The following is a 22,268-nucleotide window of genomic DNA, read 5'->3' as shown; positions in this document are numbered from 1 at the left end:
GAGGACCGCAGAGAAGGAGGCCGCCGTGCGCGCCTGGCGGGTTGAGCAGCCGGGACCGATCTCCAGCGGGCCCCTCGTGCCGGCAGACTGCCCGGACCCCCACCCCGGGCACGGCGAGGTCCTGCTGCGGGTCCGGGTCTGCGGAGTCTGCCGCACTGACCTGCACCTGGCCGAGGGCGACCTCGAGCCGCGCAAACCCGGCACCATTCCGGGCCACGAGGCTGTGGGCGAAGTGATCGGATTGGGCCCGGCGGCCACCCGCTTCAGCATCGGCGAGCGCGTCGGCGTGGCTTGGCTGGGCGGCACCTGCGGAACCTGCCGGTTCTGCCTGCGCGGCCAGGAAAACCTTTGCCTGTCCCCGACGTTCACGGGCTGGGACCGCGACGGCGGCTACGCCGAGCTGATGACAGTGGCCGAGGACTTCGCGTACCGCCTCCCCCAGGCGTTCAGCGACGAGGAGGCGGCCCCGCTGCTCTGCTCGGGCATCATCGGATACCGGGCGCTGACCCGGGCCGAGCTACCCATCGGCGGACGGCTGGGCATCTACGGCTTCGGCGGCTCCGCCCACCTGGCCGCCCAGATCGCCCTCTACCGCGGAGCCCGCGTGTACGTCATGACACGGTCCGCGCAGGCACGCCGTCTGGCCCTGGAGCTGGGCGCCACATTTGCCGGCGCCGCCGAGGATCCGCCGCCTGATCCGCTCGATGCCGCCATCTTGTTCGCACCCGCCGGCAGCCTGGTCCCGGCGGCCCTGCGTGCCCTGGACCGGGGCGGCACGCTCGCCGTCGCCGGCATCCATCTGAGCGACATCCCTCCCCTGCACTACGCCACCGAGCTTTTCGAGGAGCGCCAGCTGCGCAGCGTTACCGCCAACACCAGGGCCGACGGCGAGGAGTTCTTCCGGATCGCCGCCGAGATCCCGCTCCGTCCCACTACTGTTGCCTACCCCTTCACGGCAGCGGACCGGGCCCTGCAGGACCTGGCGGAGGACCGCATCACGGGCGCGGCGGTGCTGCACGTGGACCAGCCCTGACGGGGCCGCCGTCGAACTCGCCGGAACCGTGCGGCACCGCCCGGAGGAGCTTCCGGCGGACTCGCCGCACCTCATTCGCTGGCGGCGCGCAGCCCGAACTCGGTCTGGAGCCGCACGCGGGCGCCCCGTTCGGCCAGGGTGGGGATGAACGTCTTGATCCGGCCTGCATTGAGGGCGTCGAATTCCTCGCCCACAACCCCCACAATGTGCCAACGCGGGACGTGCGGAAAGCGGGCCGCCAGGCGGTCAACCACGGGTTCGATGCTGGGTTCTTTCTCCGCACCAGTCATTCCTTCAGTGTGGAACGACCCGGTCCCGGCGTCAACGAATCAACGAATCAACGAATCAACCGGCGCTGGGCGGCGGCAGCGCCCGGCCCAGCGCCCGAAGGTAAGCCCCGAAGCCGTGTGGCGCCCGGGCGAGGGTCCGGCCGGACGTCATGACCCGGGTGCTGTCCGTCGCCGTGACCGTGAACGCGCGGCTGCGAAGGCCGTGGACCAAGGCGCGGTCCTCCTCGGACGTGATCCGCGCGAACCCTCCGGCGGCCAGGTAGGCGGAGGCCCGGACGCCGAAATTGGCGCCGTAGATATGCGGGTGGTCCTCATGGAACGGGTGGTGTTCCCGCCAGCGCCGGAGCAGTTCCGGATCCATTCCGGCCGGGTCCGGTTCCACGGATCCCAGCACGGCATCGGCTCCGGCCTCGGCAAACTCAAGCTGGCGCACCAACCAGTTTTCCGGGACCCGGGAATCGGCGTCGGTGTTGGCCAGCCAGGTCCGGCCGGCCCAGGGCGAGGGAGACCAACGCTGCCCCGGGCGGCGGGTTATCCCGATGCCCGCGGCCCGGACGCCGGCGGCACGGCTGGCGCCGGCACTGCGGTAGCCGACCGCCAGGACGCTGATGCGCGGGTCCGCGGCAGCGTAACCGGCCGCGATGGCGGCCGAGCCGTCCGTGCAGCTGTCCAGCACCACTGTCGCCCGAACGACGACGTCGGGCCGGACCCGGCGCAGGGCATCCGCGGACTGCTGCAGGGCCTGCAGCGCCGGCCCCAGGTGCTCTTCCTCGTTGTGCGCCGGCATCACGACGGCGACCCGTTCGATCCGGTGTCCGCGCGGCAGCGGCAGGGCGGCCAGTGCAGCCATCTACGTCACCGTCCCCGCGCCGGGGCGGGGGACGGTGCGGCGGACAGGGAGCCAGCATCGGGGGCAAGAAGCACTTCCAGGACAAAATCGTCCTCCCGGTAGAGCCCGGCTCCGGCCCAGCCCAGCTGGCGGCGGGCCGCGGCGTGGACGGCGTCGCCGTCGAGCTCCCATCCCGAGACCGGGTGCCGCCAGTGGCACAGCGCCAGGGTACCGCCGGGTAGGAGCGCGGCCTCGACCCGCTCCAACAGCCCGGCCAGCTCATCCGGGGACAGGTAATAGCCCACCTCGGAGATCACGATGAGGTCGAACTGCCCGTCCGGCCACTCATGCGGAACGGTGAGGTGGCTCGTGCGCGCCGCGGGAACCTGGGCAAGCCGGATGGTGGCCTGCGCCAGGGCGGCGCTGCTGGCGTCGACGGCGAGGAAGCTGTCGCACCGCTGCGCAAGCTCCAGGCTCAGGGTCCCAATCGAGCACCCGATTTCAAGGCCTGCTGCGTAGTGTTCGTCGGGCAGGGCCGCCAGGGTGAGCGCGCGCTTACGCTGCTCGTACCAGCTGGTGGTGTACTCCCAGGGGTCCTCGTCGCCGCGGTGGACGGCGTCAAAGATGCGTTCCGCGTCACCGGCCGTGTAGCGGCGGGATGCACCGTCGTCGGGGGCACCGCGGCGGGACCCGCCGTCGCCGCCGAGGCCGGCCGCGGGAACGGACGCGGCGGCAGCAGCGGCGGGGGAAGCCGCCGGATGCCAGGCGAAGGTCTCCCAGGACCGTTCGAAGTGGGCGAGGAAGGCCGGGGGCAGCAGCACCTCGTCGCCCGGCAGCTCCGAGAGCGGCTCTACCTGTGACGTGTGGGCAGCCATGGCCGCGGCTTTGGCCTGCCGGTCGGCCGGGCCCAGCGGAAAGCGCCGCCAGGAACGCCAGGCCGGATCGGTCGGCTCGGCCCACAGCCAGTACCAGATGGGGTACTCCAGCAGCCCGTATCCGCCCGCGGCGCTGACCTCGGCGGCGACGGAACCCAAGGCGTCGTGGTCCGTGTGGCCATCGTGCCGGTACGGGGCGACCACGACGATCTGCTCCGGAAGCAGCCCGCCTGCCGCGGCGACGACGCCGATTTCGGCCTGCAGCGCGTAGCGGAGCTGGTCGCGATTGTCCGCGAGTCCGCCGTCGGGCAGCCCAAGGTACTGCCACTTGCGCTCGTTAAGGAGGGATGCCAGGCCGCCGCCGAATTCCTCCAGCCGCTGCGCTGCTAGTCGTTCCGGCGTCGTGGTGAGGGACGCGGGGTGCGAAGCCTCGCCGGCTGTGCACAGCAGGACCCGGACGTCGGCCCCGAGGGCCTCCACGCGGGCCATGAGCCCGCCGGCCCCCAGCGTCTCGTCGTCGGGGTGGGCGGCCAGGATGATGAAGGTGCTGCCGGCGAGTTCAGTGGCATCCAGCGGAAGCTGCGGAAGTTCCCTCACCCCGCTTGCCGCCCACGCGTCCTCGCTGGTCCCGACATCGGTGTGGCTGAAACTCACCATGGGTCCTCTCCTTTCAGGGTCAGGGCGCCGAGCTGGGCGTCGTCGCGCATGGCGTGATGCTGGCCGATATACAGCGAGAGGTCCGCCATCCGCTTGCCATAGGCCTCATCAAAGGCGAGCGGACCGGGGCCGAGGTTCTGGCTTACCAGTCTCTGGATGCGTTCGACGGCGGCGGCGACGCTTCCCCGGACGCGCAGGGCCTCCTGCCAGGCGCCCTTGCCCGACAGCTCACCGGAGTCGATCCTCGCCGCTGTTGCGGCCAGGTAGGCGGTCAGGGCGGCCAGGGTGCGGTCAATTTCACCGAGCCGGGCCAGCGCGATCTGGTCCGGCTCGCGTCCGCCATCCGCGGCCTTCCGCAGCGAAGCGGTGAAGCTCCGGGCCACCGCGACGGCGCCGCCCAGCCAGCACGCGGCCACACCCATGCCGCCCCAGGCGAAGCCGGGACGTTCGTAATACCAGCCCGGACCGCCCAGCGGCACGGCCGGCACTGCCTCGAACTGGACGGTGCCGCTGGGGATTTCACGCAATCCCCTGCTGGTCCACCCGGGATCCGCGACGCTCACGCCCTGCGCATGGAGATCCACCGCGAACGCGGCGCGGCCGCCGCCTTCCATGTGCGCTGTAATGACCGCATGGTCCAGCCGGGAAGCCAGCGAACACCACGGCTTCGAACCGTGCAGCAGCCATTCACCGGCGGCTTCCCGGGCCTCGAGGCGCAGGCCGGGGGCCTCCGCCGCGAACACGCCCCACGCGCCTGAAAACTGGGCGCCGGCGACCTTGGCGGCGTCCGAATCCGCAGAGTCCCCGCCTTCCCCGTTGAGGGCGGCATGGAGGCCCGGCTTAAGGCCGGCCTGCGCGAGGATCGCGGCGGCGTCAAGGTGCGGTTCCAGCACACGTCCCGCGGCGACGTCGACGGCGGTGACGGAGGCGAGGATCTCCCACAGGTAGGCGGTCCGGCCCTCTCCCGGTTTCGGCGCCGTCACGCCGGCGCCCTTGGCCAGGTCCAGCAGCGCGGTCACATCGCCGACGCCAGCCTGCGCAGCGGACAACAGCGGACCGATCGTGTGCAGGTAGGCCGGAGCGGAGCTGATCCTGACAGGCCGCGGCGCTGCGGGGGTCCCGTTCATGGCGGAGGTCTGTTCCCTTCGGGCTGTGCGTCGTTGGACGTGTCCGCGGCCGGCAGCCGGCCCGCGAACAAGTAGATCTAAGCATACTTAGCTCTTGGGTACCGCTGGCCGGGTCCGCACGCCGGCGTCCATTGTTACCGCGCCGTCGGCTGCCTGCGCTGCCGTCTGCGGCGTTCCCCTGCCTACCGCACGAGCGCCAGGGCAAAGCCGTCCCAGCCCTTGGACCCCACGGTCTGGATGACGGTCCCGTCCAGCCTCGGGTCCTCGCCCATCATTTGCAGCGCGCTGACGATCCCCGGAGCGTTCTCCGGATCCATGGAGGCGTCCAGGACCGCCCCCTCCCATACCGCATTGTCCATCACGATCGTCGTGCCGGGCCGGCCCAGTCGGATGGCCCAGTCGAGATATTGCGGGTTGTTTTCCTTGTCGGCGTCGATGAACACAAAATCGAAGGGCGGACCCGGCTCCTTGTCGAGGGCGCCCAGGGTGTCCAGCGCCGCCCCCACCCGGATGTCCACCTTGCGGCCGAGCCCGGCGTCGTCGATGTTGGTGCGCGCCACGGCCGCATGTTTGGGGAGGAATTCGCAGGTGACCAGGCGGCCGTCGTCGGGCAGTCCCTGGGCCATCCAGATCGTGCTGAAGCCGGCCAACGTACCGATTTCCAGGACGCGGCGGGCGCCGGAGAGCTGGACCAGCAGTTTCAGCAGTTTGCCAGCGTTAGGCGCCACTTCGATAGGCGGCATGCCAGCGTCAAGGGCGGCGGTCACGGCGCGCTGGAGACCGGGGTCCGGGCGGACCACAACTTCTGAAAGGAAGTTTTCGACGGCGGCCCAGCCGGGGGTGGCCTGATGCTCGATCATGCCCCCAGTGTTCCAGCCGCCCGGCCCCAGCGGTAGACCGGATCCTGCCGGTTGTTATTCCGCGAGCCCGGGGCCGCCGGCCTCCTGCGCTCCGATGGCGTCTTCCAGGCGCTCCACCTTGCCGGTCAGCTCGCCGCTGTAACCGGGCCGGATGTCAGCCTTGAGGACCAGGGAGACGCGCGAACCGTAGCCCCCCACCGCGTCGGTGGCGCGTTTGACGACATCCATTACCTCGTCCCACTCCCCCTCGATTTCGGTGAACATGGAACTCGTCCGGTTGGGCAGACCGGACTCCCGCACGATCCGCACGGCGGCGGCGACGGCGTCGTGGACTGAAGCGTCGCCGGGTGCCTGGCCGTTGGCCGGGTCACCGGAGGGCGCTACGGAGAATGCGACGAGCATGAGGTGATTCCCTTCAGTGGTCCGGACAGCCGGGCGGAAATTCCGTGCCGTCGCGCATCAGTCTTTCACGCGATCTCCCGCCGCCGGGCGAGAGGATGCGCGACGCCGAGTGTCATATAAGGCACTACCGGCCGGTAACCGGTTCGTCCGCCCCGTGCGTTGCTACCCTAGGCAAATGAACCGGGCAGTAGACCGCAGGCCGCTCCGTGCCGACGCCGCACGCAACGTCGACAAAATCATCTCCGCGGCCCGGGAGTGCTTCCGCGAACACGGCCCCGAAGTGCCGTTGCAGACCATCGCCGTCACCGCGGGCGTGGGTCCGGCCACCCTGTTCCGCAACTTCGCCGACAAGGAAGAACTCGTCCTCGCGGCCCTGAACCGGCAGCTCCGGCTCCACGTTGATCCCACCATCGACGATGCCCTGGACGATCCCGACGCCGCTGCCGGGCTCTTCCGGGTCATCAACGCCATGATGCGGGTCGCCAGCGACGAAGCCAACCTCCTCGGGGCGGTCGCCGGCCGACGCGGGCTGCTGGCCGGGATCACCGGGGGCCTGATTGAATCCATCGCGGTGCTGCTGGGCCGGGGGCAGGGTCAGGGCACGCTGCGCAGCGATATTTCCATGACGGACATGATCCGCCTGCTGGCCATGCTGATCGGAGCGGTGGACACCATGGAGGCGGGCTCCGACGCATGGCAGCGTCCTGTGGCACTGGTCGAGGACGCGATCCGGACGGAGCGTCCGGTCCGGGCGCTGCCTCCCCAAGCGCCGCTGCCGGGCACCTCGTTCGACGCGGTTCTTGGCTAGGCGGCAGGTACCAGCCTTGGGACGGTTGCCTTAGACGGTTGCTTTAAAGGGCCCCACCGGGGGCACTAGCCTTCCGCCGGCCTTTCTTTCGCTGCGAGCAGGTGCTGCTGCAGCTTCTCCTCGGCTTCCCGCCGGCGGCGCGCCACATCGCGAAATCCCCTCGTGGACTCGGCCCCTGCCGAAGAAAACGACTCGTACTGCTTGCCGCGCTGGTCCTTGCGCGGCTCACCATCCTCCGGGTCGTTCCGATCGCTCATGGTCGAAATGGTCCCATGCGATCCGCGCGGCAAGTAGGGACTAAAGACCATTCCTGGCGCGCCTGCACCCGGGAGCGCCGGCCCGTCCGGCGGCCCAGATCCAACCCGGCTCCGGCTCAATCCCAGCCCAGGAGCCGCAGTCCGGCGGCCGCAGCGGCTCCGACGATCACTACTACCAAAAACGGTGCGCGGAACCACAGGGCGACGGCGGCCGCGGCCAGCGCGCCAAGCCGTGCGTCCAGCGCGAGGGACTGGCCCGAGGCAACGGCGTTGACCACCGTCAGGGATGCCAGGAGCCCTATCGTCATGGTCCCCGCAATTCGGGACATCCGCGGGTTGCGGAGCAGGCTGGCAGGCACCAGATACCCGAGCAGCTTCCAGGCGTAGGCCAGCAGGCAGGAGAGCAGGAGCCAGATCCAGAGGCTCATGCGGCGCCTCCGTCGCGGTCGGCGGGGAGGTCTCCCGCGCGGTCTGTGTGGCCTGCGTGGCCGTGGCGGTGCTCGTGCTGCTCAGCGTAGGGATCGACGTCGGGTTCGAGGCCCTCGTCGGTGCGGGCGTGGCTGAACCAGCCGATTCCGGCCGCGACGACGGCGGCGACGAGGATCGGCACTCCCGGCGGCACGAACGGCACGGCCAACACCGTGGCCAGCGCGCAGACGACCGCGATGGCCACCGGTTCCCTGCCTTTGAGCCGCGGCCAGAGCAGGCCCAAAAACGCAGCCACGGCGGCGCCGTCGAGCCCCCACTGTTTGGGGTCCCCGAGCGCGCCGCCCGCGAGCGCGCCGAGGGCCGTGAACAAGTTCCAGAGGACGAAGACGCCGATGCCGGCGGTCCAGAAGCCGCGCTTCTGCTCCTGCGGGTCAGTCTGCCCGGTGCTGGTGGCCGTCGACTCGTCGATGGTCAGCTGCGCAGCGGCGAATTTGCGCCACCCGCGCGGCTGCAGCAGCGCGTTGATCTGCATGCCGTAAATGCCGTTGCGCATGCCCAGCAGCGTCGCGGCACCCATGGCGGCGATGCCGGATCCGCCGCCGGCCACCACGCCGATGAAGGCGAACTGCGAGCCGCCGCTGAACAGCAGCAGGCTCAGGGCCATGGTCTGCCAGAAATCGAGCCCGGAGGTCACGGAGAGCGCGCCAAAGGAGATGCCGTAAAGGCCGGTGGCAACGCTGATTGACAGTCCGATCCGGACCGCAGGTGACTGCAGGATTTTCACGGCCGCAGGTTCCCCTTGGTCAGGGTCCAGGCCCACGCGATGAGGGGCGCCTGGAGCGGCAGGCGCAGCGCGTGAACCTGGCGCCCGCGCCGTGTGCCTTCCGGCCCGTAGGCTTTGCGCAGGGCATCCAGGTGGCCGGCGAGGAACACGGTGAACGTGGCCGTGATGCCGGTAGCGGCTGCGGCCCGGGTGGCCGGGATCAGGAGCCCGACGGCGGCGGCCGCTTCCAGGAGGCCGGTGGCCGCCACCCATTCCTCACGCGAGAGCACGGCCAGCGGGCCGTTGCGCCGCTCGCCGGAGTCGTTCCGGCAGAGGGCTTCAGGAACCACCTGGTGGAAGAATTCAGGCTCGCGGATGTGCTTGGCGGCGCTGGTGAGCAGCAGGGCACTCATCGCCGCCGCGGACAACGTGTGGAGGGTCCGGCCGGACCAGCGAAATGGCATGCAACCACTCAACCACAGCGGCCACGCCCGCTGTAATCCGCGCGTTGCTGTCCCCCGCCGAGCCGGCCGGTAGCGCAGTGCGCCGTGGGCGCCGCAGGAGCGCTGCATGAAGACCGCCGGGCGGCTACCGGGGACTCTGGCTGTGGGGCATGAGCTGGGCCAGGACCTGCGCCGGGCAATTCGTGGTGATCTCGTGGACCCCGAGCTCCCTGCACCGCTCGACGTCCGCTTCGGCGTCGACCGTCCACACCCGGAGCCGGCGCCCCGAGCCCAGCCAGCGCCGCACAGCTTGCGGGTGGGCGCGGACGTATCCAATGCCGGGACCGGCGATGCCGGCCTCAGCCGCATCCAGGATCCGTTCACCTTCGGACCGCGCGGCCCGCATGACATTGGCCAGGGCGCTTCCGGTCAGGGCGCCCAGGCGCAGTTCCTCGCGGATATCCGCGACCGTGACGTCGTCCACGAGCTGGCAGACGGCCTCCGCCGGCACGATCTGCAGCAGGTGCCTAACGGCGTCGGGGCTGAAACTCATGAAGGAAACCCTGATGTTCGCGAGCATCGACGTCGCCGGGTCCCAGCCCTCGTTCCGCAGGACGTCGAGGACACGGTCCTCGAGGCGGAGCTGGTACGGGCTGGGGTGTTTCAGCTCAATGGCCAGTCCAATCCTGCGCCCGGCCCCGCGCAGGATATCGAGCAGCTCCGGCAGGGTCAGAAACTGCTCGCTCCGGGCGCCGTAGGCTTCCGGGATCCGCGCTCCCTTCCAGGAGGAGAAGTCCAGCCGGCGGAGTTCTGCCAGGGTCCGGTCCGCGACCTGCCCGGTACCGTCCGAGGTGCGGTCCAACGTGGCGTCGTGCAGCAGCACCACATGCTGGTCCCGGGTCAGGTGGACGTCGCACTCCACACCGTCGGCGCCGTCGGCGATTGCCTGCAGGTAGGCGGCCCGTGTGTGCTCGGCGAAGGCCCTGCTGGAGCCGCGGTGAGCATAGACCTGGGGACGGGCTGCGGCGGACTCGTCAGTCGTCATGGTGCCACGTTAGCGGACGGCCGGTTCCCCGGCGGGTCTAGGCTGGGCTCATGCAGGTTAATACTCAGCCAAGCTCCCTGGCCGATGCCGCGGGACTCCCTGGCGGCGTTGAGCAGGAAGCCGCCGCCCGACGCCGGTCCGCGGCGGCCGGCGACGCCGAGAAGGCAGCGGCGCTGCGGCGGATGAAGCTCCTGGCCTTGTCGCTCCTGATCGTCATGGCCGTGATCTTCGTCGTCGCGTTCGCCTTCCAGAAGCAGTATCCGGGGCTCGAATACGTCCGCGCCGCAGCCGAGGGCGGCATGGTCGGTGCCCTGGCGGACTGGTTCGCCGTGACGGCCCTGTTCAAGTACCCCATGGGAATCAAGATCCCGCACACCGCGATTATCCCCCGCCGCAAGGACCAGATCGGCGCCTCGCTGGGGGAATTCGTGGAGACGAACTTCCTCTCCGAGCAGGTGGTCCAGGAGAAGCTGGCGTCCGCGGACATCGCCCGGAAGGCGGGCGCGTGGCTGTCCAGTCCCGGCGGCCCGGACCGCGTCGCCAAGGAGGGCGCGGCCGTCATCCGCGGCGCGTTCAAGGTCCTCAACGACGACGACGTCCAGGCCGTGATCGAGTCGATGGTCCGCAAGCACCTGCTCACCCCGCCGTGGGGACCGCCTGTCGGCCGGCTCGCCGAGCGGGTCTTCGACGACGGGCACCACCATGCACTGGTGGACCTGCTGGTGGACCGCGCGGTGGACTGGGTGCGGGACAACCAGGAGACCGTCAACAGGCTGGTCACCGACCGTTCCCCGACGTGGGTGCCGTCCTTCGTGGATGGGCTCGTGGGCGACAAGGTGTACGTGGAGATCCTGAAGTTCACCCGCGCCGTGCAGTCCGATCCGCAGCACCAGGTCCGCCGTTCGATCGACAAGTACCTCAAGGACCTTGCGCAGGACCTGCAGCACGATCCGGTCATGATCGCCCGGGCCGAGGGCATCAAGGCACAGGTGCTCGGCGACCCTGAAGTCCGGGAGCTCGCTTCCCGCACCTGGGACACCATCAAGACGGCGCTGCTCACCGCCGTCGATGATCCGCACAGCGAACTCACCGTCAAATTCAAGGCGGCTGTGCATGACTTCGGCACCCGGCTGGTGGTCGATCCCGAGCTCGCCGGCAAGGTGAACGCCTGGATCGGCGACGCCGCGAGCTATCTGGTCAAGACCTACCGCTCGGACATCGCCGGGGTCATCACGGACACGGTGTCGCGTTGGGATGCCGAGGAGACGTCCCAGAAGATCGAGCTGCAGGTGGGCAAGGACCTGCAGTTCATCCGGCTCAACGGCACCGTGGTGGGCGCCCTGGCCGGGCTGGCCATCTTCACGGTGGCGACCCTGCTGTTCGGCTGACCTTCCACGGGGGGCACAGGTTCAGGCGAAGCTCTCCAGCTCCACGCCGGCTGCCTCCAAGGCACCGCGGATCGCGGTGGCCGTGGCAATGGAGCCGGGCGTGTCGCCGTGGAGGCACAGCGAGTGCGGCTCGACCCGCAGCACGGTGCCGTCGACTGCTTCCACTTCTCCCTTCGTGGCGAGGCGGACTGCCCGCTCGGCGATCTGCCCGGCGTCGTGCAGCACGGCCCCGTCCTGCAGGCGCGGCACGAGGGTGCCGTCCGGCAGGTAGGCGCGGTCCGCGAAGGCTTCGGAGTAGACGGGAAGGCCGGCGTCCTTGGCGATGCCCAGCAGGGCCGAACCGTGGAAGCCCAGGACGGGGAGCCCGGGGTCGTAGGCCTGGATGGCGGCGATCACGGCGGACGCCTGTTCGGCGTCCCGCACGGTTCGGTTGTAGAGCGCCCCGTGCATCTTGACGTAGTCCACCGAGGCGCCCACGGCATGGGCGACGCCGTCGAGCGCGCCGAGCTGGTACAGCACCGCTCCGAAAAGATCATCGAAGGTCATGTCCATGGCACGGAGGCCGAAGCCGGCGAGGTCCGGATAGCCGATGTGCGCGCCGACCCGGACGTCGAGCTCATAGGCCGCCCGGCAGGTGTCCAGCATGGTTACCGGATCGCCGGCATGCAGCCCGCACGCCACGCTGGCGCTGGTGACAAGGGGGAACATGGCGGCGTCCTGGCCCATGGTCCAGGTTCCGAAGGACTCCCCCAGATCAGCATTCAGATCCAAGGCCGGCCGCCGTCCTTGCCCGGGATCCGCCGCGCGCCACGGTCCGGAGCTATGCCGTATTCGCCCAAGTCCTGCAGTTCGCCCGGGATCGTCTCAGGCAGGGACCCGAATGCTTCCTTGGCGTTCGCCACCACCGCACGGCCCATCAGCCGGTTGCCGACGCCGCCGACGACGGCACCGATGCCAAACGGCAGGGCACGACCCAGCAGCGCGGTGCCCTGTTTCTTGACCAAGGAGCGCAGGAACATCGTCTGGATCCGCTCGCGCACCGTGCCGAAACCGGCGAGGGGGACGCGGCGCGTGAAGGCAGTGGTCCACGCCTGGGTGGGGCTCTTGCCACGGCCGGCTGTTTGTCCGCTCAGCGAGCTGAGGAGCTGGGTGCCTTCCTCCCCGAGCATGATCGCCATGACGAGCGTGCTGGCCCGGTCCGGATCCACGAGCCGGACGCCGTGCAGTTCGGCAAGCGAGGTGGAGAACAGTGCGGTGGCTTCGAGGAAACCGACGGCCGCCGCCGCCGAAAGACCCAGGGCGGCCGCGGTTCCGACGCCCGGAAACGCAGCTGCTCCACCGACCACGGCCCCGCCGCCGGTGACGGCCAGCAGATAGTCCCGTTCCAGGATGGCGGCCAGCTCCGCGGCCGTGGCGTTCGGATGCCTGCCTTGGAGCCGGCGGATGTTGGCCAGCACTAGGGGCCGCTGCACTTCGACGGCGCGCAGGAGCATGTTGTGGAGGCCGGGCCGGGGACGGCCGGCGGCGTCAAACATCGCGCTGTGGGCTGTTTCCTGAGCTATTTTCATTGCTGGGTTGCTGCGCTTGGCCATGATCGCCTCTCGTCGGAACCGTGAAAGTAAGTTCACTTAACACTAGGGCACCGGCAGCGCGCGGGCACCGCAGGGCCCGCTCCGCCCCCGGGACGCGCCCGGTTCCGGACCGGTGGTTAGACTGGACGCATGCCCGCTCTGCGAGCCCTCCGCCCCTTCGCGCACCGGGAATACCGTGTGCTGATCATGGCGCTGGCAATCTCCATTTTCGGTTCCGGCATGTGGGCTGTGGCCATGGTCTACGAAGTGATCTACCTCGGCGGCGGACCCCTGGAGCTCTCGCTCGTGGCTGCCGCCGGCAGCGTCGGGCTCGTGGCGTTTCTCCTCGTCGGCGGGATCGCGGCCGACCGCCTGCCCCAGCGGCTCCTGATCATCGCGGTCGAGGGCACCAACCTCGCCGTCGTTGCCACCATCAGCGGACTGGCCATGGCGGGCTTGCTGCAGCTCTGGCATCTCGCGCTGGGCGCTTTTGTGCTCGGCGTCGGGGCCGCGTTCTTCTTCCCCGCCTACTCCGCCATCTTGCCGCGGATCCTGCCGGCCGAGGACCTGCTGGCGGCCAACGGCATGGAGGGAACCCTGCGGCCGATCCTGCAGCAGGCTGCCGGCCAGGTCGTCCCTGCGCCAGGACCTCCGAGAGGGCGTCAGTTACACCCTGCGCACGCCCTGGCTGCTGTGGACCCTGCTCTGGGCCTGCATTTCCGTGCTGTTCCTCATCGGCCCCATCGAGGTCCTCGTCCCGTTTGTGGTCCGTGACCAACTCGGCGGGGACTCGCGCATGTTCGGCTTCCTGCTCGCGATCATGGGCGCCGGCGGCGCGGCGGCCTCCCTGGCCACGGCCTCGTTTCCGCTCCCGCGCCGCTACCTCACCGTGATGATGGTGTCCTGGGGTGCAGGCAGCCTGCCGATCGCCGCCGTCGGGATCATGGACAGTTTCTGGGCCGTGGCGGCAGCCTTGTTCATCTTCGGCGCCACCGGCGGCGTGGGCATGGTGATCTGGGGGACCCTGCTGCAGCGCCGCGTGCCGCCTCACCTGCTCGGCCGCGTCTCCAGCCTGGACTTCTTCGTCTCGCTGGCCCTCATGCCGTTCTCCATGGCCCTCGCCGGACCCGTGGCCGAGGCGCTGCCGCTGTGGCTGATCTTCCTCGTGGCCGGGACCGTGTGCCCTGTGATGGCCGTCGTCGCGATGGCGGCCGCCCGGATGCCGGCCGATGAGCTGGCTCATCCCCTGGCCGGCAGTGCCGAAGAGCCGGCAAGCGGCGGACTGGTCAGCGGTTAGGGGCGGACAAGCGTCGCCCTCCACGGTGAACTGCCCGCACTGCACCCGCCTTCCTGCGATGACATTTGTCATCCCCGATCGGTGATGGATGTACGGGGGGTGCCCCGCGGTGCGCTGGCAGGATCAGGGGTAATCGGGGAAAGACCCGTCCACGAACCGAAAGAGCGCCTTCCATGACAGAAAACCTCCTGGTGCACCCGGTCTCGGGCCCACCGATCGGCACGCCGCCGGCTGTTGACGCTTCGGGGCTGCGGAAATCGTTCGGCGCTGTCCAGGCGGTGAATGGGATCGACCTGCACATCCGCCCCGGCGAGATCGTCGCATTCCTTGGGCCGAACGGGGCCGGCAAGACCACCACCATCGACATGCTGCTCGGGCTGGGCCAGCCTGACAGTGGCGACGTCCGCATCTACGGGTCCACGCCGCGGGCCGCGATCGCCCGCGGCCAGGTCTCCGCCGTGATGCAGACAGGCGGCCTGCTCAAGGACCTTACCGTCCGCGAGACCGTCCGGTTGACGGCTTCCCTTTTCGCTGACAGCCGTCCGGTTGACGAGGTGCTCGAGCGGGCGGGGATCCTGGAGATCGGCGACCGGCTTGTGGAGAAGTGCTCGGGGGGCCAGCAGCAACGCCTCCGTTTCGCCATGGCCCTGCTCTCCGACCCCGGGTTGCTGATCCTCGACGAGCCCACCACCGGGATGGATGTCGAGGGCCGCAGGGACTTCTGGGCCGCGATCCGCGCCGATGCGGCCCGGGGCCGCACCGTAATATTCGCCACCCACTACCTCGACGAGGCGGACGCCTACGCGGACCGGATCATCATGCTCCGGCGCGGACGGATCGTGGCGGACGGCACCGCTGCCGAGGTCAAGGCCCTCGCCGCGGGCCGCACACTGCAGGCCACCGCACCCGGGGTCGACCAGGCTGCGGTGTCTGCGATCGAGGGAGTGGATTCGGTCGAGATCCACGGAGACCGGCTGGTGGTCCGCTCCCGCGATTCCGACGCCGTCGCCCGCTACCTGCTGACCCGCACGGACGCCGCCGACCTCGAAATCACTTCCCACAATCTCGAGGACGCGTTCCTGGCGCTGACCTCGGATGACCCCACCGGAGAAGATCGCTGAGATGACCACTGAGAAAAATCCCGCCATGAGCCCCGTCACCGGACCCCGCCCCGTCACCGGACCCCGCCCGGTCGCCGTCGAGCGCCGTGTCCCGCCGTTGGGCGGCTTCAACCTCACGCTGCTCCAGACAGAGCTGCGACGCCGGCTGCGCAACAAGCGCACCGTGTTCTTCACCGTGGCCTTTCCCGTGATCATGTTCCTGCTGATCGGGGCGAAGTACGCCAACGAACCCCTTGACCCAGGCCAGCCGCTGGAAACCGGTGGAACCTCGGTCGCGGCCTATGCAATGATCTCTTTCGCCGTGTACGGAGCCATGCTCGCCTCCACCGCAGCCGGGGGCGCCGTCGCGCTGGAACGCGCACTGGGCTGGAGCCGGCAGCTGCGGCTCACCCCCCTGACGCCCGCCGCGAACATCGCCGTGAAGATTCTTGGGGGCCTGGTCCTGGGCCTGCTCGCAGTGCTTGCCACTTTTGCCGCCGGCGCCGCAACAGGGGTAGCTATGCCCTGGCAGGTGTGGATCCTGGCCGGGCTGGCGGCCTGGCTCGGATCGCTCGTGTTCACGGCCCTCGGCCTGCTGGTTGGCTACCTGGTGCCGTCCGAAAACGTCATGCAGTTTGTGGGCCCGGTGCTGGCCTTCCTGGCCTTCTTCGGCGGCATCTTCATGCCGCTGAGCGAGCTGCCGGACGTGTTGCAGGCGGTCGGCGTGTGGACCCCGACCTTTGGGATCGGCGAGATCGCCCGCGCCCCGCTGTCCGGCGAGGCGTTCAACTGGCTCGCCGTCGGCAACGTCCTGCTGTGGCTGGTCCTCTTCGGCGCCGGCGCCGCGCTTGCCTTCCGCCGCGACACCAAACGCGTTTAGCCCCGGCCCGCCCTTAGGGTAACGGTATGAGTTGCTCGAATCCGACCGGGACCGGGCCGGGACCCGGCGCGGGGACGGACTGGCGCTCCGCGCTGGCAGAACCCCGCGCCCGGCGCTGGTACATCGGCGCCGGCGTCGCGGCCCTCCTCTGGGGAACGGGCGCGTGGACGGCCCGGATGGTGGACGACACCCCGGTGCTGCTGAAGCTCGCCATCGGCGCCAACATGGTGGCCATGTTTGTCGCGTACACCGCGCTCCCGCCGCTGAGCTGGGGGCGGACGGTGCGGTTCAAGCTTGCCGCGTTCGGCGTCCTACTCGCCGTCGACCTCCTGCTGTTCCTGACCCTGGGCCCGGAGTCTTCATGGACCTGGACCTTTGTCGCGGTGGCGGCAGCGATGCAGGCGTACCCGGGCCCGATCGGCTACTACTTGATCGCCGGGCTCGGCGTTTCTGCCCTGCTGCTGCAGCTCGCCGCCGGGGAAGCCTTGGAGCAGTCCTTGGTGCAGCCGGCCATCATTCTGTCCGGCGGACTCATGATGCATGCCTTCGGCCGCCAGACCGAGACCGTCCGGCAGCTGCGCAACGCCCAGAACGAGCTGGCCGCACTTGCCGTTGCGGAGGAGCGGAACAGGGTGGCCCGGGACATGCACGACATCCTGGGCCACTCGCTCACCGTCATCGCCGTCAAGGCAGAACTCGCGGGCCGGCTGATCGCGATCGCTCCGGAGAAGGCCGCTGCGGAGGTCGCCCAGCTGGAGGATTTGGCCCGCGGCGCGCTGGCGGATGTCCGGGCCACAGTCAGCGGCTACCGGGGCGTAAATATCAGCTCCGAGCTGGCCAGTGCCCGCAGCGCGCTGGAGGCGGCGGGGATTGAGCCGCAACTGCCCGGGGCTGCGGACGAGGTTCCGGCAAAGTTCCGGGAGCTTTTCGGCTGGGTCCTGCGGGAGGCCGTGACCAACGTGGTGCGGCATTCAGGCGCGAGCCGGTGCACGGTCACCCTGGGCAGCAGCGCGATCCAGATCGACGACGACGGCCGGGGCCCGGCCGGGAATTCCGGCGGAGGGGGCCTGCGGGGGCTCAGGGAACGCACGGCTGCGCACGGGGCGACACTGAGCCTTGGCCCCTCCCCGATGGGCGGCTTCCGCGTGCGGGTGAGCGCATGATCCGGCTCCTGATCGCGGACGACCAGGCCCTGGTGCGCGGCGCCATTGCTGCGCTGCTCGGCCTGGAACCCGATATTGAGGTTGTGGCCGAGGTGGGCCGCGGCGACGAGGTGCTGGCCGCCGCGCTGGAGTCCCGCGCAGATGTGGCGCTGCTCGACGTCGACATGCCGGGGCTGGACGGCATTGCCGCGGCCGCCGAGGTGCGCGGCGCGGCGCCGGACTGCCGCGTGCTGATGGTCACGACCTTCGGCCGGCCCGGCTACCTCCGGCGGGCCCTGCAGGCCGGGGCCGGAGGCTTCGTGGTCAAGGACACCCCGGCCCGGCAGCTCGCCGACGCCGTCCGACGGATTCACCGCGGGCTGCGCGTCGTGGACCCGGCCCTTGCCGCGGAGACGCTGGCCAGCGGAGAGAGTCCCCTCACCGGGCGGGAGACCGACGTCCTCCGGGCAGCAGCCCACGGCGGGACGGTCGCCAACATAGCCCAGGCCACGTTCCTGAGCGAGGGTACCGTCCGCAACTACCTTTCCAGCGCGATGGGAAAGACGGGCGCCCGCACCCGCGCCGAGGCCGTCCGGGCGGCGGAAGACAACGGCTGGCTGCTCTAGGCCTGGTTGCCTCAACCACCCGCCCGCACCGCCCGGGGCCGAAGCAAAGCGCTCCTGGTGGGCCGAGCGTCAGATGGCGGCGCGCACCACCGGGATGGACGCCGTCGGCGGCCCGCTGGGGAAGACGGTGGGTTCGGGGGCCGCGAGGGGCGCCAGCGGCACACGGACCGGGTCGCCGCCCACGGCGAGCAGTTCCCCGCGCACGTCGACCTCCAGCGGGGCGCCCTCGCGGACGGCCAGGGTGATGGACTCCTGCGTCAGTTCGACCTGCAGGAGCCGGCCCTGGATCAACAGGCAGAACGCGAGTCCGTCCCATTCGGCCGGCAGTCGCGGGTCGAAGTAAGGCACGGCGCCCTGGTCCCGGAGGCCGGCGAAGCCGCTGACCAGGGAGCTCCACACGCCGCCGGTGGAGGCGATGTGCACGCCGTCGATCGTGTTGCCGTGGGTGTCGTCGAGGTCAATGAACAGGGCGTGCGTGAAGTGGTCCAGCGCGGCCTTGCCGTAGCCGACCTCGGCGGCCATGATGCCCTGGACGCAGGCGGACAAGGTGGAGTCGCCGGTGGTGATGGGATCGTAGAAGTCGAAGGCGCGGCGCTTTTCCTCGGCTGTGAAGTCCTGCCACTGCAGGAACATGGCCAGCACGGTGTCGGCCTGCTTCAGGACCTGGTGCCGGTAGATCACCAGCGGGTGGAAGTGCAGCAGCAGCGGGTACTTGCCCCGCGGCGTCGTCCAGTCCCAGGGTTCCAGGGTCATGAAGTCGTTGTCCTGGGAATGGACCTGGAGGTCCTCGTCGTACGGCAGCTGCATCCGGTTGGCGGCCTGCTCCCAGAATTCGCGTTCGGCGTCGCTGACCTCGGGGTGGTTCAGGGCGGCTGCGGCGCGGAGGTTAAAGCGGGCCATGACATTGGTGTAGAGGTTGTCGTTGACGACGGCGGTGTACTCGTCGGGGCCGGTGACGCCGTGGATGTGGAAGAGCCCGTCCTTGCCGAAGAAGCCCAGGGAAGCCCACATCCTGGCGGTTTCGATGAGCAGCTCCGCGCCGAGGGTTTCCTGGAATTCGGTGTCCCCGCTGGCCCAGATGTACCGGTTGGTGGCAAAGGCGATCGCGGCGGCGATGTGGAACTGGGCGGTGCCGGCGGCGTAGTAGGCGCTGGCCTCAAGGCCGTTGATGGTCCGCCAGGGAAACAGTGCACCGTCGACGCTGAGTTCCTTGGCCCGGATCTTGGCCTCGGGCAGGAGGTCGTGGCGGAATTCCAGGACCTGCCGGGCGTTGCCCGGGTTGGTGTAGGTCAGGTAGGGCAGCAGGTACACCTCCTGGTCCCAGAAGTAGTGGCCCTCATAGCCGGAGCCGGACACGCCCTTGGCCGGAATGCCGGCCACACCGGCGCAGGCGGTGGCCTGGGCGAGCTGGAAGAGGTTCCAGCGGATGCCCTGCTGCAGCGCGGGCTGTCCCGCCACCACGATGTCGCTGGTTTTCCAGTAGTCGCGGTAGTGCCCCTGGCTCTGGGCGAAGATCTCGCTGACCGGCCGGAGGGCGGCCTCGGCGTTGTCCGTCAGGTCCTCCGCGGCCTGGCCCACGGCGTAGCTCACGCTCTTCTCGAGCACGAACGGCGCCTCGGCGCTGACGGCGAGCACGTAGCGGACACTGCTGTCGTCCTGGTCCACCTGGGTGGCGAACGGCTGCACTTCGGCGGAGGTCCAGTGGTCCACGGCCATCCCGAGCCGCTGCTTGGATTCCGCCGCTTCCCAGGACAGGCGCAATGAACCGTCGGCGCCGTCGAGCCGCAAGGGCAGCAGCACGCGCCCGGCGTGCCGGCCGGCGCGGCGCGGATCGTGGGCGGAGTGGTCTTCCACCGGCTGGTCCTGGCGGTTGATGACGGAGGACGTGACGTCCGCGGAGATGTCGCGGTCCGCGGCCACTTCCAGGCTGATGCCAAGTCCGCCGCGGGATGCGTAGCCGACGGCACGGCGCTCGGTGGTGGTCACGGTGGCGCCGGACCGGCACTGCCACGTGATCCGGCATTCATAGACGCCGGTGGCGAAGTCCACGCTGCGCCGGTAGTCCAGGATGGTGGACTCGTCCAGGCTCAGCTGCTCGCCGTCGATGATGACGGTGAAGTTGTTGGCGTCGGGGACGTAGAGGATCCGCTGCCCGGTCCGGGCAAAACCGTACGCGTTCTCCGCGTGCTTGATGTCCCAGGTTTCGTGGAAGCCGTTGATGAAGGTGCCGGGGAGGTCGGCGTCGGCGGCGGCCCAGTGTGCGCCGCGGATGCCCAGGTGCCCGTTGCCCAGGCTGAACAGGGTCTCCAGGGTGCCGGCATTGCCGGGGAGGTGGACCGTCTCGACCAGCTGCCAGGGGTCGTTGGGAAACCGGGCGCGGTCCGAGGTGATGAGAGCCATGGTACAGGGGTTCCTTCGGGCGGGATTATGCGGTGCGGGTGGGCGGGGAGCGGCAGCTAGAGCAGTTCGGCGAGGTCGTTGACCACTACCGTGGCGCCGGCGTCGAGGAGCGTCTGACGGCCGGCGCCGCGGTCGACGCCGATCACCGAACGGAAGGTGCCCGCGCTGCCGGCCTGGACACCGGAGACGGCGTCCTCCACGACGACGCAGTCCTCGCTGGGCAGGTCCAGGAGCCGTGCGGCATATTCGTAGGTGGCCGGGCTGGGCTTGCCGGGCAACCCCTCAGCGACGGCGACCACGCCGTCGACCACCACCGGGAAGTAGTCGGACAGTCCGGCGGCCTTGAGCACCGCCGGGGCGTTCCGGGACGAGGAGACGACGGCGAGCTTGAGTCCGCGAGCCAGCGCGGCGTCGACGAACCGGACGGAGCCCTCGTACGGCTGGACCCCGCCGGACTCCACGATGTCGTTGAAGACTTTGTTCTTGCGGTTGCCGAGCCCGTGGACGGTGTCGTGTGCGGGGTCGTCGTCCGTGGGGCCCTCGGGCAGCACGATCCCGCGGGAGGCCAGGAAGTCCCGGACGCCGTCGAACCGCGGCTTGCCGTCGATGTGGTCGAAGTAGTCGCTCTCGCGGTACGGGGCGGCGTCCGGGACCGAGGCCAGGTAGCCGTCGAAGAGCTGCTGCCAGGCGTGCTCGTGCACCACCGCGGTAGGCGTCAGGACGCCGTCGAGGTCGAAGAGGATGGCGGACGCGCCGGAGAGCGCACCGGCGAGTCCGGAGGTGTCGGGAACTGCGGTCATGGTCAAGGTCCTTTCAGACGGTGGGCAGCCAATGCAGCGGCACGAAGTACGTATGAAGCTCGGGCGGTTCTGGTGCTTGGGTGGAGTGCCGGCGCACGTCTGCGGACGCCGGGTGAAGTGTGGCGCACGGCTGCGGACGCCAGGGCCGGGCGTGGTGCGTGCGGCCCGGGGAAGCGCCGCACGCCCTCAGCGGCGGCGGCGGGTGCTCTTGCGTTCTACGAGCTTCGTTTCCAGGATGTGCTGCGACGGGGGGTTCGGCAGTCCCGAGCGGTGAAGTCTTTCAATTAGCAGGTTCGCGGCGAAGGCGCCCTGATCCGCTACCGGCTGGGCGATTGTGGTCAGCCCCAGGAACCAGCTCATCTGATGATCGTCTATTCCTATGATGGACACGTTTTTCGGTGCTGACAAACCGAGATCCCTCAGGGCCATGAGCGCGCCGAAGGCCGTTTCGTCGCAGCCGGCGAAAACCGCGGACGGTACCCGGCGGTTTTCCACGAGTTCCGTCATGGCCGTGCGTCCGCCTTCAATGCTGGATCCGGCGTTGATCACGAGGTCCGGGTCGACCGTCAGTTCGTGCTCGGCCAGGGCGCGTTCGAAGCCCCTGCGCCGGTCGCCGGCGGTCACCAACGACGGCGCACCGGTTTCGCTGCCCGCGAGGATCGCGAGGTCCCAGTGGCCCAGCCCCAACAGGTGGTTCGTGGCAGTCCGGGCGGCTTCCTCGTTGTCGATGCCCACGTTGTCCCACGGGACATCGTGCATCCCGACGCTGGCCACCGCGAGGCCCGACTCGGCGAGGGCTGCCATCGCGGCCTCATCGAGGGCAATGTTGAGCAAAAGCACGCCGTCGACCCGGTGGGACAGCCCGGCAAGGTCGCCGAAGAGTTTCTGCTGCACGCTGGGCCGGTTCCGGAGGCTGATCAGCACGGTGTCGTACCCGCTGTCGGCGAAAACTTCCTCGGCCGCTTCCACGGCCTGGGCGAAGAACCAGGCGGTGGCGGTGGGGGCGATAATGGCCACGGATCCGGTGCTGCCGCCGGCGAGGCGGGAAGCGGCGGACGAGGCCTTGTAACCGAGCTTGGCGGCGGCATCGCCAACCCGGGCCTGGGCCTGTTCGGAGACGTTCGGCAGGTTCCGCAGCGCCCGGGAGACGGTGCAGATGGAGAGTCCGGAGAGCGCTGCGACATCTTGGATTGTCACGCGCGGAGTTTTAGCCTCGAGCACTGGGCCTAGCCCTTTCTTCCCCTGG

At 69.8% G+C, this 22,268-nt stretch carries 23 protein-coding genes and 1 pseudogene; 8 read left to right on the top strand and 16 right to left on the bottom strand.

Annotation, left to right across the window (positions count from 1 at the left end):
• Positions 1-25 precede the first annotated feature (25 nt).
• Positions 26-1,033: a zinc-dependent alcohol dehydrogenase family protein gene (locus ACFVVK_RS12135; protein WP_390266789.1), complete on the top strand. Its 1,008-nt coding sequence runs from the start codon at positions 26-28 to the stop codon at positions 1,031-1,033.
• Positions 1,034-1,104: 71 nt separating this feature from the next.
• Here the strand turns inward: ACFVVK_RS12135 and ACFVVK_RS12130 are convergent, their stop codons facing one another.
• From ACFVVK_RS12130 to ACFVVK_RS12105, 6 genes are all read right to left on the bottom strand, one after another.
• Positions 1,105-1,323, bottom strand: a complete 219-nt coding sequence (locus ACFVVK_RS12130; RefSeq protein ID WP_390266787.1) for a three-helix bundle dimerization domain-containing protein — start codon at positions 1,321-1,323, stop codon at positions 1,105-1,107.
• Between the two features lie 55 nt (positions 1,324-1,378).
• Positions 1,379-2,173: a glycosyltransferase gene (locus tag ACFVVK_RS12125; RefSeq protein ID WP_390266784.1), complete on the bottom strand. Its 795-nt coding sequence runs from the start codon at positions 2,171-2,173 to the stop codon at positions 1,379-1,381.
• Positions 2,174-2,178: 5 nt separating this feature from the next.
• Complete coding sequence (locus ACFVVK_RS12120; RefSeq protein WP_390266781.1) at positions 2,179-3,684, bottom strand: PIG-L family deacetylase; 1,506 nt, start codon at positions 3,682-3,684, stop codon at positions 2,179-2,181.
• On the bottom strand, positions 3,678-4,811 hold the full coding sequence (locus tag ACFVVK_RS12115) for an acyl-CoA dehydrogenase family protein (protein ID WP_390266778.1): 1,134 nt from the start codon (positions 4,809-4,811) through the stop codon (positions 3,678-3,680). Before ACFVVK_RS12115 ends, ACFVVK_RS12120 begins: the two co-directional genes overlap by 7 nt.
• Positions 4,812-4,993: 182 nt before the next feature.
• Complete coding sequence (locus tag ACFVVK_RS12110; protein ID WP_390266775.1) at positions 4,994-5,671, bottom strand: O-methyltransferase; 678 nt, start codon at positions 5,669-5,671, stop codon at positions 4,994-4,996.
• Between the two features lie 54 nt (positions 5,672-5,725).
• Positions 5,726-6,073 carry an MTH1187 family thiamine-binding protein gene (locus ACFVVK_RS12105; protein ID WP_390266772.1) on the bottom strand — a complete coding sequence of 116 codons (348 nt, stop codon included), beginning with the start codon at positions 6,071-6,073 and terminating at the stop codon, positions 5,726-5,728.
• A 175-nt stretch (positions 6,074-6,248) separates the two neighbouring features.
• Here ACFVVK_RS12105 and ACFVVK_RS12100 point away from each other — a divergent pair, with 175 nt between their 5' ends.
• Positions 6,249-6,881 carry a TetR/AcrR family transcriptional regulator gene (locus tag ACFVVK_RS12100; protein ID WP_390266769.1) on the top strand — a complete coding sequence of 211 codons (633 nt, stop codon included), beginning with the start codon at positions 6,249-6,251 and terminating at the stop codon, positions 6,879-6,881.
• A 65-nt stretch (positions 6,882-6,946) separates the two neighbouring features.
• Here ACFVVK_RS12100 and ACFVVK_RS12095 read toward each other — a convergent pair whose 3' ends face one another.
• From ACFVVK_RS12095 to ACFVVK_RS12075, 5 genes are all read right to left on the bottom strand, one after another.
• On the bottom strand, positions 6,947-7,138 hold the full coding sequence (locus ACFVVK_RS12095; RefSeq protein WP_390266766.1) for a hypothetical protein: 192 nt from the start codon (positions 7,136-7,138) through the stop codon (positions 6,947-6,949).
• Positions 7,139-7,254: 116 nt separating this feature from the next.
• Positions 7,255-7,566, bottom strand: a complete 312-nt coding sequence (locus tag ACFVVK_RS12090) for an AzlD domain-containing protein (RefSeq protein WP_390266763.1) — start codon at positions 7,564-7,566, stop codon at positions 7,255-7,257.
• Positions 7,563-8,351 (bottom strand): AzlC family ABC transporter permease, encoded by a 789-nt coding sequence (locus tag ACFVVK_RS12085; RefSeq protein ID WP_390266760.1) that lies wholly within the window; start codon positions 8,349-8,351, stop codon positions 7,563-7,565. Before ACFVVK_RS12085 ends, ACFVVK_RS12090 begins: the two co-directional genes overlap by 4 nt.
• Positions 8,348-8,794: a hypothetical protein gene (locus ACFVVK_RS12080; RefSeq protein WP_390266757.1), complete on the bottom strand. Its 447-nt coding sequence runs from the start codon at positions 8,792-8,794 to the stop codon at positions 8,348-8,350. Before ACFVVK_RS12080 ends, ACFVVK_RS12085 begins: the two co-directional genes overlap by 4 nt.
• 124 nt (positions 8,795-8,918) lie before the next feature.
• Positions 8,919-9,818 (bottom strand): glycerophosphodiester phosphodiesterase, encoded by a 900-nt coding sequence (locus ACFVVK_RS12075; protein ID WP_390266754.1) that lies wholly within the window; start codon positions 9,816-9,818, stop codon positions 8,919-8,921.
• 50 nt (positions 9,819-9,868) lie between these two features.
• Between ACFVVK_RS12075 and ACFVVK_RS12070 the strand changes: the two genes are divergently transcribed.
• On the top strand, positions 9,869-11,206 hold the full coding sequence (locus tag ACFVVK_RS12070; RefSeq protein ID WP_390266751.1) for a DUF445 domain-containing protein: 1,338 nt from the start codon (positions 9,869-9,871) through the stop codon (positions 11,204-11,206).
• A 21-nt stretch (positions 11,207-11,227) separates the two neighbouring features.
• Here the strand turns inward: ACFVVK_RS12070 and ACFVVK_RS12065 are convergent, their stop codons facing one another.
• On the bottom strand, positions 11,228-11,977 hold the full coding sequence (locus tag ACFVVK_RS12065; protein ID WP_390266749.1) for a LamB/YcsF family protein: 750 nt from the start codon (positions 11,975-11,977) through the stop codon (positions 11,228-11,230).
• Positions 11,968-12,798 carry a hypothetical protein gene (locus ACFVVK_RS12060; RefSeq protein WP_390266747.1) on the bottom strand — a complete coding sequence of 277 codons (831 nt, stop codon included), beginning with the start codon at positions 12,796-12,798 and terminating at the stop codon, positions 11,968-11,970. The genes ACFVVK_RS12065 and ACFVVK_RS12060 overlap by 10 nt, the downstream gene beginning before the upstream one ends.
• Positions 12,799-12,927: 129 nt before the next feature.
• Between ACFVVK_RS12060 and ACFVVK_RS12055 the strand changes: the two are divergent.
• The 5 genes and pseudogenes from ACFVVK_RS12055 to ACFVVK_RS12035 all read left to right on the top strand — a co-directional run bounded on the left by ACFVVK_RS12055 (position 12,928) and on the right by ACFVVK_RS12035 (position 17,822).
• A pseudogene (locus ACFVVK_RS12055) lies at positions 12,928-14,074 on the top strand (MFS transporter).
• 173 nt (positions 14,075-14,247) lie between these two features.
• On the top strand, positions 14,248-15,195 hold the full coding sequence (locus tag ACFVVK_RS12050; protein ID WP_390266745.1) for an ABC transporter ATP-binding protein: 948 nt from the start codon (positions 14,248-14,250) through the stop codon (positions 15,193-15,195).
• 1 nt (position 15,196) lies between these two features.
• Positions 15,197-16,054 (top strand): ABC transporter permease, encoded by an 858-nt coding sequence (locus ACFVVK_RS12045; protein WP_390266743.1) that lies wholly within the window; start codon positions 15,197-15,199, stop codon positions 16,052-16,054.
• 26 nt (positions 16,055-16,080) lie between these two features.
• Positions 16,081-17,217, top strand: a complete 1,137-nt coding sequence (locus ACFVVK_RS12040; RefSeq protein WP_390266741.1) for a sensor histidine kinase — start codon at positions 16,081-16,083, stop codon at positions 17,215-17,217.
• Entirely contained in the window at positions 17,214-17,822 is a 609-nt protein-coding gene (locus ACFVVK_RS12035; protein ID WP_390266739.1) for a response regulator, read from the top strand. The genes ACFVVK_RS12040 and ACFVVK_RS12035 overlap by 4 nt, the downstream gene beginning before the upstream one ends.
• 69 nt (positions 17,823-17,891) lie before the next feature.
• Here ACFVVK_RS12035 and ACFVVK_RS12030 read toward each other — a convergent pair whose 3' ends face one another.
• The 3 genes from ACFVVK_RS12030 to ACFVVK_RS12020 all read right to left on the bottom strand — a co-directional run bounded on the left by ACFVVK_RS12030 (position 17,892) and on the right by ACFVVK_RS12020 (position 22,219).
• Positions 17,892-20,222, bottom strand: a complete 2,331-nt coding sequence (locus ACFVVK_RS12030; RefSeq protein WP_390266737.1) for a glycoside hydrolase family 65 protein — start codon at positions 20,220-20,222, stop codon at positions 17,892-17,894.
• A 56-nt stretch (positions 20,223-20,278) separates the two neighbouring features.
• Complete coding sequence (locus tag ACFVVK_RS12025; protein WP_390266735.1) at positions 20,279-21,022, bottom strand: HAD family hydrolase; 744 nt, start codon at positions 21,020-21,022, stop codon at positions 20,279-20,281.
• Positions 21,023-21,208: 186 nt separating this feature from the next.
• On the bottom strand, positions 21,209-22,219 hold the full coding sequence (locus ACFVVK_RS12020; protein ID WP_390266733.1) for a LacI family DNA-binding transcriptional regulator: 1,011 nt from the start codon (positions 22,217-22,219) through the stop codon (positions 21,209-21,211).
• Positions 22,220-22,268 lie beyond the last annotated feature (49 nt).

Source organism: Arthrobacter sp. NPDC058192 (assembly GCF_042883665.1).
Lineage (GTDB): Bacteria > Actinomycetota > Actinomycetes > Actinomycetales > Micrococcaceae > Arthrobacter.
The sequence above is the reverse complement of the archived record's forward strand: the minus strand, read 5'-3'. Positions and strand labels throughout refer to the sequence as shown.

Coding starts and splice junctions, on each gene's coding strand:
- ACFVVK_RS12130 (WP_390266787.1), bottom strand. CDS start 1,323: ATGACTGGTGCGGAGAAAGAACCCAGCATCGAACCCGTGGTTGACCGC.
- ACFVVK_RS12125 (WP_390266784.1), bottom strand. CDS start 2,173: ATGGCTGCACTGGCCGCCCTGCCGCTGCCGCGCGGACACCGGATCGAA.
- ACFVVK_RS12120 (WP_390266781.1), bottom strand. CDS start 3,684: ATGGTGAGTTTCAGCCACACCGATGTCGGGACCAGCGAGGACGCGTGG.
- ACFVVK_RS12115 (WP_390266778.1), bottom strand. CDS start 4,811: ATGAACGGGACCCCCGCAGCGCCGCGGCCTGTCAGGATCAGCTCCGCT.
- ACFVVK_RS12110 (WP_390266775.1), bottom strand. CDS start 5,671: ATGATCGAGCATCAGGCCACCCCCGGCTGGGCCGCCGTCGAAAACTTC.
- ACFVVK_RS12105 (WP_390266772.1), bottom strand. CDS start 6,073: ATGCTCGTCGCATTCTCCGTAGCGCCCTCCGGTGACCCGGCCAACGGC.
- ACFVVK_RS12100 (WP_390266769.1), top strand. CDS start 6,249: ATGAACCGGGCAGTAGACCGCAGGCCGCTCCGTGCCGACGCCGCACGC.
- ACFVVK_RS12095 (WP_390266766.1), bottom strand. CDS start 7,138: ATGAGCGATCGGAACGACCCGGAGGATGGTGAGCCGCGCAAGGACCAG.
- ACFVVK_RS12090 (WP_390266763.1), bottom strand. CDS start 7,566: ATGAGCCTCTGGATCTGGCTCCTGCTCTCCTGCCTGCTGGCCTACGCC.
- ACFVVK_RS12080 (WP_390266757.1), bottom strand. CDS start 8,794: ATGCCATTTCGCTGGTCCGGCCGGACCCTCCACACGTTGTCCGCGGCG.
- ACFVVK_RS12075 (WP_390266754.1), bottom strand. CDS start 9,818: ATGACGACTGACGAGTCCGCCGCAGCCCGTCCCCAGGTCTATGCTCAC.
- ACFVVK_RS12070 (WP_390266751.1), top strand. CDS start 9,869: ATGCAGGTTAATACTCAGCCAAGCTCCCTGGCCGATGCCGCGGGACTC.
- ACFVVK_RS12060 (WP_390266747.1), bottom strand. CDS start 12,798: ATGGCCAAGCGCAGCAACCCAGCAATGAAAATAGCTCAGGAAACAGCC.
- ACFVVK_RS12050 (WP_390266745.1), top strand. CDS start 14,248: ATGACAGAAAACCTCCTGGTGCACCCGGTCTCGGGCCCACCGATCGGC.
- ACFVVK_RS12045 (WP_390266743.1), top strand. CDS start 15,197: ATGACCACTGAGAAAAATCCCGCCATGAGCCCCGTCACCGGACCCCGC.
- ACFVVK_RS12040 (WP_390266741.1), top strand. CDS start 16,081: ATGAGTTGCTCGAATCCGACCGGGACCGGGCCGGGACCCGGCGCGGGG.
- ACFVVK_RS12035 (WP_390266739.1), top strand. CDS start 17,214: ATGATCCGGCTCCTGATCGCGGACGACCAGGCCCTGGTGCGCGGCGCC.
- ACFVVK_RS12030 (WP_390266737.1), bottom strand. CDS start 20,222: ATGGCTCTCATCACCTCGGACCGCGCCCGGTTTCCCAACGACCCCTGG.
- ACFVVK_RS12025 (WP_390266735.1), bottom strand. CDS start 21,022: ATGACCGCAGTTCCCGACACCTCCGGACTCGCCGGTGCGCTCTCCGGC.